A 16,134-nucleotide genomic window follows, 5' to 3' on the forward strand; every position below is an offset into this window, starting at 1 on the left:
AAACTCATCTCAACCGCGCTGCGCCTCGGCTTCCTCATGGGCCTGGCGCAAGCGCTCGCGGCTGTTGGTCAGGTGCAGGCGCATCGCCGCCCGCGCCGCATCGGAGTCCTGGCGGGCGATCGCCTCATAGATCTCTTCGTGCTCGCGTCCCAGCCGGTTCATGTAGTGCTGCTGGTCATCATGGGCCAGGCGCGCCGAATTCAACCGCGTACGCGGAATGATGCTGGTGCCCAGGTGGGTCATGATATCGGTGAAATAGCGGTTGCCGGTGGACAAGGCAATCTGCAGGTGGAACTGGAAATCGGAAGCCACCGCATCACTGGCATGGGCCGCGCTTTCATTCAGGGCATCCAGCGCCGCCCGCATCGCCGCCAATTGTTCGGCCGTACGCCGCTGCGCCGCCAACCCGGCCGACTCGACTTCCAGGCTGATGCGCAACTCGAGGATCGCCAGCACATCGCGCAAGGTCACCACGGTGGCCGGGTCGATACGGAAACCGCTCGGGCTCGGCGTATCCAGCACAAAGGTGCCGATCCCGTGGCGGGTTTCCACCTGCCCCGCCGCCTGCAGGCGGGAAATCGCCTCACGGACCACCGTGCGGCTGACCCCGTGGGCATCCATGATCGCCGACTCGGTAGGCAGCTTGTCGCCGCGCTTGAGTTGACCGTCACGGATCTGCTCGGTCAGGACCGTGACCAATTCCTGGGCAAGACTGCGGCGCTTGCGAGGTGCGCGGAGCGCGGCGCTCTGGTTTTCCATACGAACATCTATCTCGGCTGAACGGCTGAGCCTGCATCATAGCTCAACCGGGTTGTACGATCACAGTTGACTATGCGCTGACCGGTTCCTGGGGTACCAGGTGTCCGCGTTCTATGCGCAGATGCCGGGTATGGAATTTGTTCAGGCTGCTGCGATGACCGACGCTGACGATCCCGATGCCCGGGACCTGCCTGATCAGGGCCTCGTAGAGGTCCGCTTCGTCTTCCTCGTCCATGGCCGAGGTCGCTTCATCCATGAACAACCATTGCGGCGCGTACAACAGGGCACGGGCGAAGGCCAGGCGCTGCTGCTCCCCCGGAGACAACATGCGCTGCCAGTGATTGCTCTCGTCCAGCCGCGGGATCAGGTGTTGCAGGCGGCAGGTCTCCAGCACATGGGCATAGCGCTCTTGCGTATAGGTATCGCCTGCCTGTGGATAACTCAGCGCCTCACGCAGGCTGCCGATGGGCAGGTAGGGTTTCTGCGGCAAGAACAGGTAGCGCCGCGCGGGTAGGCGAATGCTCCCGTGGCCGTCGAGCCAGAGATTGCCCATGGCGCGGAACAGGGTACTTTTACCGCTGCCAGAGCGACCGGCCAGCATCACACGCTCGCCCGCCGCGACGGTCATCTCGGCACCGCTCAGGAGATGGCGGTCATTGTTCAGGTCCAGGTTGAGGTTCTGTACCTTCAGTTCCTCGCCCACGCTTTGAACATCGATGGTGCGGACATGATCCTCGTTGTCGCTCATGGCCTGACGGAAGCTCAACAGACGATCGCAAGTCGCGCGCCACGCCGCCAGATCCGAATAGGCGGTGATGAACCAACTGAAGTTTTCCTGCACATTGCCAAAGGCAGAGTTGATCTGCATCAGCTCGCCCAACTGGATCTTGCCGGCGAAGTAGCGCGGGGCGGCCACGATAAAGGGAAAGATAATGGCGATCTGGCCATAGCCCGCGGTGAAAAACGTCAGCCGCTTGGAAACCCGCATGATGTCCCAGAAGTTGTGCCAGACCTTGCCGAAACGGGCGCTCAAGCGTTGATTCTCGTTCGGCTCGCCATTGAACAAGGCAATGCTTTCGGCGTTCTCGCGAACCCGGATCATGGAGAAACGCAGATCGGCTTCGAAACGTTGTTGCTGGTTGTTCAGGCCGATCAGGCGATGCCCGATCAGATGGGTCAACCAACTGCCCACCGCGGCATAGAGCAAGGCACACCAGAACATGTAGCCGGGAATGGTGATGCCAAAGACTTCGATACTGCCTGAGACGCCCCACAGGATGATCGAGAACGAAACCAGGCTGACCACGGTACGGATCAGGCCCAGTCCCAGGCTCAAGGTGTTGGAGGTGAAGGTATTGAGGTCTTCGGAAATCCGCTGGTCAGGGTTGTCGGTGTAGCCGCCCTGCTCCAGCTGGTAGTAGTTCTTGTGGCCGAGCCAGCGCTTGAAATGTTGTTCGGTCAGCCAGTTACGCCAACGGATCGTCAGCATCTGGGTCAGGTACAACCGGTAGACCGCACCGAGAATCGCCACGGCGGCAATGCCACCGAAGTACAGGATCAGCCGCCAGAAGGCCGTTTCGTCCTTCTGCTGCAAGGCGTCGTAGAAGTCCTTGTACCAACTGTTGATCCAGACCGAAATCGCCACGCTGAACAGCGAAAGGCCGATCACCGCCAGCAACAAAAGCCAGGCCTTGCCCTTCTCTTCACTGCGCCAGTAAGGCGTCGTCATTTGCCAGACCCGGCGGAAAAACTGTCCCTGCACGGCATCGTTGACCGCGGAATACTCGGCGTTCTTCTCAGTCATTCTTCAGGCTCGGTTAGCGTAAGAAAATTCACCAACCGATCATAGATGATTCGCACGCGCGAAAGCGCAGCCTGAGAAGGATTCGTTCAGCGCCGGTTCAGCGCCGCACCGGCCGCTTCTGCAATTTGCGCTGCAAGGTGCGTCGATGCATGCCCAGGGCGCGGGCCGTGGCGGAGATATTGCCCTCGTGCTCGGTCAGCACCCGCTGGATATGCTCCCACTGCAGGCGATCCACCGACATCGGGTTCTCCGGCACCAGGGTATCGAGGTCGGCGTGCTCGGAGAGCAAGGCGGCCAGCACATCGTCGGCGTCCGCCGGCTTGCACAGATAGTTGCAGGCGCCACGCTTGATCGCCTCCACCGCCGTGGCGATGCTGGAGTAGCCCGTGAGGATCAGCACGCGCATCTCCGGATCGAGCTCCAGCAGCTTGGGCAGCAGCACCAGGCCGGAATCGCCGTCCATCTTCAGGTCCAGCGCGGCGTAGTCAGGCAGGTCCTGCTGGGCCAGGATCAGGCCCTCTTCGGCGGAACCGGCGGTGCTGACGCGAAAACCGCGCCGGCTCATGGCCCGCGCCATCACGCGGGTAAAGGTGGCGTCGTCGTCCACCAGCAACAGATGCGGCAGTTCTTCGCCTTCGACCTGGATCTCGTCATTCATGCTTCGTCTCCTCGGGCGACACGGGGCAGGCGCAGCTCGGTGAGCGTGCCACCTTCCTCATGACTGTAGAGTTTCACCGAGCCGCCGGCGCGTGTCACGCTGGCCTTGCTCAAGAACAGGCCCAGGCCGAAACCTTTGCCCTTGGTGGTAAAAAAGGGTTTGCCGATCTGCTCGGCGATGGCCAGCGGTACACCGGCACCGTGGTCGCGGATACTGATGGTGAGGTTTTCCTCATCCCAATCGAGCCTTACTTCCAGGCCCTCCGGGCAGGCATCGGCAGCGTTGTTCAGCAGGTTGAGCAGGGCCTGGGTCAGGTCCGGCGGCGGCGCCAGGCGCGGTACTTCGCCCTGCCCCAGGCGCTGGAAGCGATAGCTGGCCTCGGGACGCATCAGGTGCCAGCGGTTCAGCGCTTCGTCGAGCCAGAGGGTGACGTCCTGCATCTCCACCGCCAGCCGGCGATTGGCCTCGGCCGCCCGCACCAGTTGCTGCAAGGTTTCCTTGCACAGCTTGACCTGGTCCTGGAGCACGCTCAGGTCGTCCTGGAGCAAGGGGTCCGGATGGTCCTGGCGCATTTCCTTGAGCAGCACGCTCATGGTCGCCAGGGGCGTGCCCAGCTCGTGGGCGGCACCGGCGGCCTGGGTCGCCACGGCCAGCAGCTGCTGGTCGCGCAGGCCTTCTTCACGCCGCAGCGCGCGTAACTCTTCCTGGCGGCGCAGCTCCTCGGCCATCTTCGCGGCGAAGAAGGTGATGACTGCGGCGGCCAGGGCAAAGCTCAGCCACATGCCATAGATCTGCAGCTTTTCCCGGGAGATCGGGAAGGTTTCCAGCGGGTAGAACTGCACCAGCAGCAAGGTGTACAGGACCAGCGCCACACCGGAGAGGACCACCGAAAAACGCCAGGGCAAGGTCACCGCGGCAATGGTCAGCGGCACCAGGTAGTAGGAGACGAACGGGTTGGTCGAGCCACCGGAGAAATACAGCAGGGCGCTGTGGATAAACAGATCGCAGGCCAGCTGTACCGCGTATTCGAGCTCGGTGACCGGCCAGGTGGTCCGTAGCCGCACCACCGTGAAGGCGCAGAGCACCATGGAGCAGCCCAGCGTGACCCACAGTTGCAGCCAGGGCAGCGGCAGCAGTTCGAACCAGTAGGCGATACCGACCGAACCGGCTTGGGCGGCCAGCACCAGGATACGGATAAAGGTCAGGCGCCACAGGTTCTGGCGAGTCGCGGACAACAATTGAAAGGGGGCGAGCATGAGCTCTCCTGATGAGCGCTCCAGGCGGATCGCCACGAGTATAACCAAGCTGGACGCCCGACAGGCAGAACTGCGGCAAACAGCCACAGTTCGTGACAGATGTATAGAAGTTGTAACTGGGTGAACTGCCCGATAACAGCTAGAGTCTGATGGTTTCACGCGGTATCGCCCGACGATAAGCGCGTCCCGTATCCCAAGGAGTTTTTATGCAACGGTTCACTCGCAGCGCCACCCTGCTCGCCCTCAGCATCGCCACCCTGGCCAGCCTGCCGGCAATGGCTGCCGACGAGCTTCATTACAACCGGATTTCCCTGCGCGCCGAAGTCAGCCAGGAAGTGGCGCGGGATCTGATGATCGTCACCCTCTATACCGAGGCGCAGAACAGCGATCCGGCCAAGCTGGCCGCCGAGATCACCACCACCATGAACAAGGCCCTCGGCGAGGCCCGTGAAGTGAAGGCCGTGACCCTGCGCCAGGGCAGCCGCAACAGCTATCCGATCTACGACAACAAGACCCAGAAGATCACCGGCTGGCGTGAGCGCGCCGAGCTGCGCCTGGAAAGCGGTGACTTTGCCGCCCTCTCCAAGCTGACCGGCGACCTGATGCAGACGCTGAAAATGGAAGGCATGGACTTCTCCATCTCCACGGCGACCCGCAAGGCCAGCGAAGATGCCTTGCTCAAGGAGGCGGTGAACGCCTTCAAGGCCCGCGCCCAACTGGCTACCGACGCCCTCGGCGGCAAGGGCTACAAGATCATCAACCTGAACCTCAACGGCAACGGTTATCCACAGCCTTACGCCCGTGGCGCGATGATGATGAAGGCCCCGGCCATGGACTCCGCCCCGACACCGGAAGTGGAAGCCGGCACCAGCCAGGTCAGCATGAACGCCGACGGTGAGATCGAAGTCCTGCAATAAAGGCCCGGACCAGAGCTTTCTAAGCAGGCCGGAACGGCGGTAACCTCGGTGACCGCCGTTTTTTTTGCTGCCGAAAAAGCACTCTCAGGGGATTCCATGGAAAGAACCGTGTTCAAACCGCTGCTCCTTGCCGCCAGCCTGCTGGCCTGTGCACCGCTGGCCCAGGCCGCGAGTACCCTGGTCTACTGCTCCGAAGCCAGCCCGGCCGGCTTCGACCCGAGCCAGTACACCAGCGGCACCGATTTCGACGCGTCGGCCGAAACCGTGTTCAACCGCCTGACCCAGTTCAAGCGCGGCGGCACCGAGGTCGAACCCGGCCTGGCGACGAGTTGGGAAGTCTCCGCCGATGGCCTCGTCTACACCTTCCACCTGCGTCCCGGCGTGAAATTCCACACCACCGACTATTTCACCCCGAGCCGCGACTTCAACGCCGACGATGTGCTGTTCACCTTCAACCGGCTGCTCGACCCGAACCAGCCGTTCCGCAAGGCTTACCCCTCGGAATCGCCGTACTTCACCGACATGGGCCTCAATACCACCATCAGGAACGTCGAGAAGCTCGACGAACACACGGTGCGTTTCAACCTGAACACGGTGGATGCGGCCTTTATCCAGAACCTGGCCATGAGCTTCGCTTCCATCCAGTCCGCCGAGTACGCCGACAAGCTGCTCAAGGAAGGCAAGGCCGAGGAACTCAACCAGAAGCCGGTGGGAACCGGGCCCTTCGTGTTCAAGCGCTACCAGAAGGACTCGCAGATCCGCTACGCGGCCAACAAGGCGTACTGGAAACCCGAGGACGTGAAGCTCGACAACCTGGTCTTCGCCATCACCCCGGATGCCGCCGCGCGCCTGCAGAAGCTCAAGGCCGGCGAATGCCAGGTCAGTGGCTACCCGCGTCCGGCGGACATCGAGATCATGAAGCAGGACCCGAACCTGCGGGTGCTCCAGCAGGCCGGCTTCAACCTCGGCTTCCTGGCCTACAACGTGACCCACAAGCCGCTGGACCAACTCAAGGTACGCCAGGCGCTGGACATGGCCATCGACAAGCCGGCGATCATCAAGGCGGTCTACCAGGGCGCCGGACAGCTTGCGCAAAACGCCCTGCCGCCGGCGCAATGGTCGTTCGACCCGAACATCAAGGACGCGCCCTACGATCCGACCAAAGCCAAGGCGCTACTGAAGGAGGCCGGGGTCGCTCCCGGTACCACCATCGACCTGTGGGCCATGACCGTGCAGCGCGCCTCGAACCCCAATGCGCGGATGTCGGCGCAGATGATCCAGCAGGACTGGGCCAAGGTCGGGATCAAGGCCAATATCGTCAGCTACGAATGGGGCGAGTACATCAAGCGCGCCAAGAATGGCGAACATGACGCCATGATCTATGGCTGGACCGGAGACAATGGCGATCCGGACAACTGGCTGGGCGTGCTGTACAGCTGCGGCGCGGTAAAAGGCAGCAACTACGCCAAGTGGTGCGATCCGGATTATGACCGGCTGGTGCAGAAGGCCAAGCTCGCGAGCAACCGCGACGAGCGGGTGAAACTCTATCAACAGGCGCAGAAAATCCTCAAGGAACAGGTACCCATCACCCCTATCGCGAACTCCACGGTATTCCAGCCGCTGCGCAAGGAAGTCCGTGACTTCAAGATCAGTCCTTTCGGCCTGACGCCCTTCTACGGCGTGAGTCTCGATAAGTAACACGCACGCCCCAACCGGGTGCGCCAGACGCCCCGGTTGCCTGCTTGCAGTGCGCTGTATGCACCGGAAAAACCGGGCGCAAACGGTTAAATGCGTCAGAATTTACACAATTGCGACATTCGTGTACGTTCGTGCCACAGTTTAAGGCTTGCGGCGCCTCTGCATCTTGCATTGGGTATGGGGCCTGCATAAGTATCCGCAGGTCGACTCACGAGGTCGTCCTCACAACCAAAAATGACAACAAATCATGAGGCCACCATGCTTAAAAAAGCAGTCATTCCGTTTTTAGTTGGCGCAGGCCTCCTGGCATCTGCACCGTTCGCCCTCGCAGCGACAAACCTGGTGTATTGCTCCGAAGGGAGCCCGGCCGGTTTCGACCCAGGCCAATACACCGCCGGAACCGACTTCGACGCCTCCGCGGAAACCGTCTTCAACCGTCTCAGCCAGTTTGAACGCGGCGGCACCGCCGTGATTCCTGGCCTGGCGACCAGCTGGGATATTTCGCCGGACGGCCTGACCTACACCTTCCATCTGCGCGATGGGGTGAAGTTCCACACCACCGACTACTTCAAGCCGACCCGCAACTTCAACGCCGACGACGTGCTGTTCACCTTCAACCGCATGCTCGACAAGGACATGCCGTTCCGCAAGGCGTACCCGACCGAATTCCCGTACTTCACCGACATGGGCATGGACAGCAACATCACCAAGGTGGAGAAGGTCGACGAGCATACCGTCAAGTTCACCCTGAAGACCGTTGACGCCGCGTTCATCCAGAACCTGGCAATGAGCTTCGCCTCGATCCAATCCGCCGAGTACGCCGACAAGCTGCTCAAGGAAGGCAAGGCCAGCGACATCAACCAGAAGCCGATCGGCACCGGCCCGTTCGTGTTCAAGAGCTACCAGAAAGACTCCAACATCCGCTACACCGGGAACAAGGACTACTGGAAGCCTGAAGACGTCAAGATCGACAACCTGATCTTCGCCATCACCACCGACGCCTCGGTGCGGATGCAGAAGCTGAAGAAAAACGAATGCCAGGTCAGCGTCTACCCGCGTCCGGCCGACCTTGCACCGCTCAAGGCCGACCCGAAACTGCAGATGCCGAGCCAGGCCGGTTTCAACCTGGGCTATATCGCCTATAACGTCATGCCGGTGCTCAAGGGCGAAACCGCCGCCAACCCGCTGGCCGACCTGCGTGTTCGCCAGGCGCTGGACATGGCCGTGAACAAGCCGCAGATCATCGAATCGGTGTACCAGGGCGCCGGCCAGCTGGCCGTCAACGCCATGCCGCCGACCCAGTGGTCCTATGACACCACCATCAAGGATGCCAAGTACGACCCTGAGAAAGCCAAACAGCTGCTCAAGGAAGCCGGCATCAAGGAAGGTACGGAAATCAAGCTGTGGGCCATGCCTGTCCAGCGTCCGTACAACCCCAACGCCAAGCTGATGGCCGAAATGCTCCAGTCCGACTGGAAGAACATCGGCCTGAACGTGAAGATCGTCAGCTACGAGTGGGGTGAATACCTCAAGCGTGCCAAGGGTGGCGAGCAACAAGCCATGATCATTGGCTGGAGCGGTGACAACGGTGACCCGGACAACTGGCTGAACGTACTGTTCGGTTGTGATGCCCTCAACGGCAACAACTTCTCGAAGTACTGCACACCGAAGTACGACGCCCTGATGAAAGAAGCCAAGTCGACTGCCGACCAGGCCAAGCGCACCGAGCTGTACAAGCAGGCCCAGCACATCCTCAAGGATGACGTCCCCTATACACCTATCGCGCACTCGACGGTGTACCAACCCATGAGCGCCACCGTGAAGGACTTCAAGATCAGCCCGTTCGGCTTGAACTCCTTCTACGGCGTCAGCGTCAGCAAGTAAGGTTTCGCAAGGGCGGCGTCGCAGGACGTCGCCTTTGCGCTGCCCCGCCAGAATTGCAGGAATTGCCCATTACCTGACCGCTCCCGGTTCCAGCAGAACGAGTCAGAAGCGCAGTTTTTTCCTACAACTCTCTAAGGCTCTACGCATTTACGGCAAGGACTTGGCGTCATAACGTCGAGACATCGCTGATAGGCGTTTGAGCGGCATTGCTGTACCTACTGACTCAGTCGGTGATGTTTCCATGTTTCAACACATGGCAATTGCTCATCGATGACAATAAAAATGGATTGGGATCGTCATGCGCCATACCTTCGTTTTATCCGCTTTTATCAGCACGGCCCTGCTGGCCGGTGCCTCTTTTGCCCAGGCTGCCGGTAGCCTGGTGTTCTGCTCCGAGGGCAGCCCGGCCGGGTTCGACACTGCGCAGTACACCGCCGCCACCGACAACGACGCCGCCGAGCCGATCTACAACCGGCTGGTGGAATTCGTCCGGGGCGAGACCACCGTCGCACCGGCGCTGGCCAAGAGCTGGGATATCTCGCCGGATGGCCTGGTGTATACCTTCCACCTGCGTGAAGGGGTGAAGTTCCACACCACCAAGTACTTCACGCCGAGTCGCGATTTCAACGCCGACGATGTGCTGTTCACCTTCAATCGCATGCTCGATCCCGAGCAGCCGTTTCGCAAGGCGTATCCCACGGAGTTCCCCTACTTCAACGGGATGAGCCTGAACAAGAATATCGCCAAGGTCGAAAAGACCGGGCCGCTGACCGTGGTCATGACCCTCAACAGCGTCGACGCCGCGTTCATCCAGAATATCGCCATGAGCTTCGCCGCCATCCTGTCCGCCGAGTATGCCGACCAGTTGCTCAAGGAAGGCAAGCCCAGCGACATCAACCAGAAACCGATCGGCACCGGCCCCTACGTGCTCCAGCGTTACCAGAAAGATACGCAGATCCGTTACGCCGCCAACAAGCACTACTGGGACCCGGCCAAGGTCAAGCTCGACCAGTTGATCTTCGCGATCAACACCGATGCCTCGGTACGGGTGCAGAAGCTCAAGCGCAATGAATGCCAGGTCACCCTGCACCCACGCCCCGCCGATGTCGATGCGCTCAAGAGCGACCCGAAGCTGCAGGTGATCGAAAAGCCCGGTTTCAACCTCGGCTACATCGCCTACAACGTGCGCCACAAGCCTTTCGACCAACTGCAGGTGCGCCAGGCCCTGGACATGGCGGTGAACAAGTCGAGCATCCTCAATGCGGTCTACCAGGGCGCCGGCCAACTGGCGGTCAACGCCATGCCACCGACCCAGTGGTCCTACGACGAAACCATCAGGGACACCGCCTACAATCCGGAAAAAGCCAGGGAATTGCTCAAGGCCGCTGGAGTCAGGGAAGGCACCGAGATCACCCTCTGGGCCATGCCCGTCCAGCGCCCTTACAACCCCAACGCCAAGCTGATGGCCGAAATGCTCCAGGCCGACTGGGCGAAGATCGGCCTCAAGGTGAAGATCGTCAGCTACGAATGGGGCGAGTACCTCAAGCGCACCAAGAACGGCGAGCATGACGTCAGCCTGATTGGCTGGACCGGCGACAACGGCGATCCGGACAACTGGCTCGGCACCCTCTACAGTTGCGACGCCATCGGCGGCAACAACTACTCCATGTGGTGCGACCCACAGTACGACAAGCTGATCAAGCAGGCCAAGGTCGTCACCGATCGCGACGAGCGGACGGTGCTCTACAAACAGGCCCAGCAGTTGCTCAAGCAACAGGTGCCCATTACCCCTATCGCCCATTCGACGGTCAACCAGCCGTTGAGCGCCAAAGTCCAGGACTTCAAAGTCAGCCCGTTTGGCCGCAATTCGTTCTCGGGCGTCAGTATCGAACAATAAAACCGTGACCCGCGCGTTGGGGACGAATTTCGTCCTCACGCAATCTTGCAGCCGAAACTCGGCGAACCACTGCCAAGCAAACGTTTGCGAAACAAAAAAACAGAGTTCACCACAATAGCCGGATCACCCAAAAAGACCGGCATTTCAAAAAGAAAGAAAAAGGAGCGGTACGTTGAAACTCTCTCAAAAAGCGTTGTTAGCCTTAGCAATCAGTAGCACCACCCTGATGGCCCATGCGGAATCCCAGAGCCAGGATTTCATTCCGACCGGCATCAATACCGGCAATGCCCAGAGTGAAGCCAAGGGCTTTATCGATGGCCAGAGCCTGAGCGGCACCACCCGCAACTGGTACGCCAACGAACTGAAGCGCCGTGATGACCGCTTCTCCTACAAAAAAGGCGGCACCACCCCGACGCCGACTCCGCGCCGCATCAACTGGGCCCAGGGCACCATCCTCAACTACAGCTCGGGTTTCACCCAGGGCACCGTGGGTTTCAAGACCGAAGTGGCGGCCTACAACGCCATCGCCCTGGACCGTGACCGCAAGGACATGGCTGGCGGCTCCAACCGTACCCTGACCCACAGCGACGGCGATGCCGTCGGCCAGTGGAGCAAGCTGGGCCTGGCCAACGTCCAGGCCCGCGTCTCCAACACCACCCTGACCGCCGGTCGCCAGAACTTCAGCACGCCGATCGTCGATAACATCGGCAACCGTGCCCTGCCTTCCAGCTTCGAAGGTGTGAGCATCCACAGTGAAGAACTGAGCAACATGGCCTTCGACCTGGGCACCTTCGACCGTGTCTCGCCACGGACCGAGCAGAGCCTGTCGAAATTCCGCAGCGAATACGGCAACGGCCAGGAAACCGACCACGTCAACACCGCCGGCATGACCTACCAGCCGTTCAAGAGCCTGAAGACCAGCCTCTACGCCGCCAAGGTCGAAGACTTCTGGAACCAGTACTACGCGGGCTTCACCCATGACCTGGGCGACACTTCGGTACTGGGCCTGACCACCGGCTTCAACTACTACAAAACCGTCGACACCGGCAAAAAGAAGATGGGTGAAATCGACAACGACACCTACTCGCTGTCCCTCGGCCTGACTCACCAGGCCCACAGCCTGACCTTCTCCTACCAGCAGGTGAACGGTAACGAGTACTTCGACTACCTGCACGAAACCAACGGCATCTACCTGGCCAACTCCCTGCTCTCGGACTTCAACGGACCGAACGAGAAGTCCTTCCAGATCGCCTATGGCATCAACATGGCCGAATACGGCGTGCCGGGCCTCAAGTTCAACGTCTACAGCTCCCGCGGCTGGGGCATCGACGGCACCCACTACACCGGCACCGCCTATGGCGAAGCGGGCGTCAAACGCAGCGACCTGCGCCTGATGGACGGCGAGAAGCACCAGGAATACGGCATCGGCGCGTCCTACGCGGTGCAAAGCGGTCCGCTGAAGGCCACCGCCATCCGTGCGACCTACACCACTCACCGCGCCAGCGCACAACAGGCTGACGGCAACCTCAACGAGTTCCGCCTGGTCACCACCATTCCATTCAAGATTCTTTAAGACGTAACGATGCCAGGGTCGATTCGACGAATCGGCCCTGGCGACTAATCTGGCTCATTTGATTACGGAGGGTTTATATGAAGATGCTTCCCTTGCGAGCGGCTATCGCAGCCACCTTGCTGACTGCTGCCATCGGCGTTTCGGCAAAACCCTTGGTGGTCTGCACCGAAGCCAGTCCGGAAGGTTTCGATCCGGTTCTGTACACCACCGCCGTCACTTCCGACGCCGCGGCTGAAACCCTGTTCAACCGCCTGGTGGACTTCAAGCCGGGCACGGCCGAGATCCAGCCGGCCCTGGCCGAAAGCTGGGAGATCAGTCCCGACGGCCTGCAGTACACGTTCCACCTGCGCAAAGGCGTCAAGTTCCACAGCACCGATTACTTCAAACCGACCCGTGAGCTGAATGCCGACGACGTGCTCTGGAGCTTCCAGCGCCAGCTGGACCCGAATCACCCCTGGCACAAGCAATCCACCGTCGGCTTCCCATATTTTGAAAGCATGGACTTCCAGAACCTGCTCAAGAGCGTCGAAAAAGTCGACGACCTGACCGTGCGGTTCACCCTGTCCCGGCCCGAAGCACCGTTCCTGCTCGACCTGGGCATGGCGTTCACCTCGATCCACTCCGCCGAATACGCCAACCAGTTGCTCAAGGCCGGCAAGATGGATGACCTCAACGCCAAGCCGATCGGCACCGGCCCGTTCATCTTCCAGCGCTATGCCAAGGATGCGCAGGTCCGCTACAAGGCCAACCCGGACTACTTCCGTGGCAAGCCACCGGCCGAAGCGCTGATATTCGCCATCACCCCGGACAACAACACCCGCCTGCAGAAGCTCAAGGCCAACGAGTGCCAGGTGGCGCTGTACCCGAAACCGGATGACGTCCCGAGCATCCAGGCCGACCCGAACCTGCAGGTCGTCAGCATGGCGGCCATGTCCACCGGCTACACCGCCATCAATACCGAGCACAAATACCTGAGCGATGTGCGGGTGCGCCAGGCCATCGAACTGGCCCTGGACAAGCAGACCTACGTCGACACCCTGTACGGCAAGGGCAACGCCATCGCGGCGGTCAACCCCTACCCGCCGACCCTGCTGGGCTACAACGACAAGCTGAAGAACCCGGCGCAGAACCTGGACAAGGCCCGCGCCCTGCTCAAGGAAGCCGGCGTGCCTGAAGGCACGGTCTTCACCCTGTACACTCGCAACGGCGGTGGCCCGACCAACCCGAACCCGCAACTCGGCGCACAGTTGATCCAGTCGGACCTGGCCAAGGTCGGCATCAAGATCGATATCCGCGTCATGGAGTGGGCCGAGATGCTCAAGCGGGCGAAAAAAGGCGAACATGACCTGGTTTCGGCCGGCTGGAGTGGCGACAACGGCGACCCGGATAACTTCCTGACCCCGCTAATGAGTTGCGAAGCCGCCAAAAACGGCGAAAACTACAGCCGCTGGTGCAACCAGCAGTTCCAGACGCTGATCGAGCAGGCCCGTGCCAAGACTGATCCTGCCGAGCGCGCCGCACTCTATGAGAAAGCCCTGGAAATCCTGCACGACCAAGTGGTGTGGGTCGAACAGGCTCATCCCAAGATGTTTACCGCCATGCGCAAGAACGTAGAGGGTTATCACATTAACCCGCTGTCCACCAATAACTTCGCCACGACCCAGGTGAAGTAGAAAAATACGCCGGTCGCCGCCCGCACCCCGGGCAGCGACCGGCACGCCTAACCGGCTGATGAGGTACACAACAAGATGTTTAGTTTTATTGCCCGCCGACTGGGGTTGCTGATCCCCACGTTTTTCGGCATCACACTGTTGACCTTCGCGTTGATTCGCATGATCCCTGGCGACCCCGTGGAAGTCATGATGGGCGAGCGCCGGGTCGACCCGGAAATGCATGCCCAGGCGATGGAACGCCTCGGTCTGAACAAGCCGCTTTACGCGCAATACATCGACTACGTGGGCAAACTCGCCCATGGCGACCTCGGTGAATCCCTGCGCACACGCACCAGCGTGTGGACCGAATTCTCCGCCCTCTTCCCGGCGACCCTGGAACTGTCCATGGCCGCCCTGCTGTTCGCCGGCGTCTTCGGCCTGCTGGCCGGCGTGATCGCGGCCCTCAAACGGGGATCGCTGTTCGACCATGGGGTCATGGGTGTCTCCCTGGCGGGGTACTCGATGCCGATCTTCTGGTGGGGCCTGATCCTGATCATGTTCTTCTCCGTCAGCCTGGGCTGGACCCCGGTTTCCGGACGCATCGACCTGCTCTACGACATTGAGCCGAAAACCGGCTTCATGCTGATCGACACCCTGCTCAGCGACCAGCCGGACGCGTTCTGGGATGCGTTGCACCACATGATCCTGCCGTCCATCGTGCTGGGCACCATCCCGCTGGCGGTGATCGCCCGGATGACCCGCTCCTCGATGCTCGAAGTCCTGCGCGAAGACTATATCCGTACCGCCCGCGCCAAGGGCCTGTCACCGACCCGCGTGGTCTTCGTGCACGGCCTGCGCAACGCACTGATCCCGGTGCTGACGGTCATGGGCCTGCAGGTCGGCACACTGCTGGCCGGCGCGGTCCTCACCGAGACCATTTTCTCCTGGCCCGGCATCGGCAAATGGCTGATCGAAGCCATCGGCGCCCGGGACTATCCGGTGGTGCAGAACGGCATCCTGTTGATTGCCTGCATCGTGATCCTGGTCAACTTCGTGGTGGATATCCTCTACGGCTTTGCCAACCCACGTATCCGTCACCAGCGCTGAGATCCTATACATGAGCACTCCAACTTCCTCTGTAGCAGTCGATCAAAGCCTGCTGTATCCATCGCCGTACAAAGAATTCTGGCAGGCCTTCGCCAAGAACAAGGGCGCCGTCGCCGGCCTGCTGTTCATGCTGCTGGTGATCTTCTGCGCGATTTTCGCCCCGTGGGTTTCGCCGCACGATCCGAGCGAACAGTTCCGTGACTTCCTGCTCACCCCGCCGTCCTGGCTTGAAGGCGGCCAGACCCAGTTCCTGCTGGGCACCGATGAGCTGGGCCGCGACCTGCTGTCGCGACTGATCCAGGGCTCGCGCCTGTCGCTGCTGATCGGCCTGTCCTCGGTGGTGATGTCGCTGATTCCCGGAATCCTGATGGGCCTGCTGGCCGGCTTCTTCCCGCGGATCCTCGGGCCGACCATCATGCGCCTGATGGACATCATGCTCGCCCTGCCTTCGCTGCTGCTGGCCGTGGCGATCGTCGCCATCCTCGGCCCTGGCCTGATCAACACCGTGATCGCCATTGCCATCGTCTCGCTGCCGTCCTATGTGCGCCTGACCCGCGCCGCGGTCATGGGCGAACTGAACCGCGACTACGTGACTGCCGCCCGCCTCGCCGGTGCCGGCCTGCCACGCCTGATGTTCATCACCGTGTTGCCCAACTGCATGGCACCGCTGATCGTCCAGGCCACCCTGAGCTTCTCCTCGGCGATCCTCGATGCCGCCGCCCTGGGCTTCCTCGGCCTCGGCGTCCAGCCGCCAACCCCCGAGTGGGGCACCATGCTGGCCTCGGCCCGTGACTACATCGAACGCGCCTGGTGGGTCGTCAGCCTGCCCGGCCTGACCATTTTGCTCAGCGTGCTGGCAATCAACCTGATGGGCGACGGCCTGCGCGATGCGCTGGACCCGAAACTCAAGAATGCCGCCTGAGGAGATT

The 16,134-nt window shown here is 61.2% G+C and carries 12 protein-coding genes; 8 read left to right on the forward strand and 4 right to left on the reverse strand.

Annotated features, from left to right (window positions below; translation table 11 throughout):
* Positions 1-9 precede the first annotated feature (9 nt).
* The 4 genes from KI243_RS27585 to KI243_RS27600 all read right to left on the reverse strand — a co-directional run bounded on the left by KI243_RS27585 (position 10) and on the right by KI243_RS27600 (position 4,477).
* Positions 10-759, reverse strand: a complete 750-nt coding sequence (locus KI243_RS27585; RefSeq protein WP_017123546.1) for a FadR/GntR family transcriptional regulator — start codon at positions 757-759, stop codon at positions 10-12.
* 70 nt (positions 760-829) lie between these two features.
* Positions 830-2,563, reverse strand: coding sequence for an ABC transporter ATP-binding protein/permease (locus KI243_RS27590; protein WP_212810115.1), 1,734 nt, complete (start codon positions 2,561-2,563; stop codon positions 830-832).
* A 97-nt stretch (positions 2,564-2,660) separates the two neighbouring features.
* Positions 2,661-3,221 (reverse strand): response regulator transcription factor, encoded by a 561-nt coding sequence (locus tag KI243_RS27595; RefSeq protein WP_017123544.1) that lies wholly within the window; start codon positions 3,219-3,221, stop codon positions 2,661-2,663.
* Entirely contained in the window at positions 3,218-4,477 is a 1,260-nt protein-coding gene (locus tag KI243_RS27600; protein WP_017123543.1) for an ATP-binding protein, read from the reverse strand. The genes KI243_RS27595 and KI243_RS27600 overlap by 4 nt, the downstream gene beginning before the upstream one ends.
* Positions 4,478-4,683: 206 nt before the next feature.
* On the opposite strand from KI243_RS27600, the gene KI243_RS27605 reads away from it, so the two are divergent.
* The 8 genes from KI243_RS27605 (at position 4,684) to KI243_RS27640 (ending at position 16,127) form a co-directional block, all read left to right on the forward strand.
* Positions 4,684-5,394, forward strand: a complete 711-nt coding sequence (locus tag KI243_RS27605; RefSeq protein ID WP_212810116.1) for an SIMPL domain-containing protein — start codon at positions 4,684-4,686, stop codon at positions 5,392-5,394.
* A gap of 96 nt (positions 5,395-5,490) precedes the next feature.
* Positions 5,491-7,092, forward strand: a complete 1,602-nt coding sequence (locus tag KI243_RS27610) for an ABC transporter substrate-binding protein (protein WP_212810117.1) — start codon at positions 5,491-5,493, stop codon at positions 7,090-7,092.
* Positions 7,093-7,350: 258 nt separating this feature from the next.
* Positions 7,351-8,976, forward strand: coding sequence for an ABC transporter substrate-binding protein (locus tag KI243_RS27615; protein WP_042934263.1), 1,626 nt, complete (start codon positions 7,351-7,353; stop codon positions 8,974-8,976).
* A 298-nt stretch (positions 8,977-9,274) separates the two neighbouring features.
* Entirely contained in the window at positions 9,275-10,873 is a 1,599-nt protein-coding gene (locus KI243_RS27620; protein WP_017123539.1) for an ABC transporter substrate-binding protein, read from the forward strand.
* Positions 10,874-11,045: 172 nt separating this feature from the next.
* Positions 11,046-12,446, forward strand: a complete 1,401-nt coding sequence (locus tag KI243_RS27625; RefSeq protein WP_042934261.1) for an OprD family porin — start codon at positions 11,046-11,048, stop codon at positions 12,444-12,446.
* Between the two features lie 77 nt (positions 12,447-12,523).
* Complete coding sequence (locus KI243_RS27630; RefSeq protein ID WP_017123537.1) at positions 12,524-14,119, forward strand: ABC transporter substrate-binding protein; 1,596 nt, start codon at positions 12,524-12,526, stop codon at positions 14,117-14,119.
* Positions 14,120-14,194: 75 nt separating this feature from the next.
* On the forward strand, positions 14,195-15,205 hold the full coding sequence (locus KI243_RS27635; protein ID WP_178990951.1) for an ABC transporter permease subunit: 1,011 nt from the start codon (positions 14,195-14,197) through the stop codon (positions 15,203-15,205).
* Between the two features lie 10 nt (positions 15,206-15,215).
* On the forward strand, positions 15,216-16,127 hold the full coding sequence (locus KI243_RS27640; protein WP_177084116.1) for an ABC transporter permease subunit: 912 nt from the start codon (positions 15,216-15,218) through the stop codon (positions 16,125-16,127).
* Positions 16,128-16,134: the final 7 nt, after the last annotated feature.

The organism is Pseudomonas sp. Ost2, from assembly GCF_018326065.1.
Lineage (GTDB): Bacteria > Pseudomonadota > Gammaproteobacteria > Pseudomonadales > Pseudomonadaceae > Aquipseudomonas > Aquipseudomonas gingeri.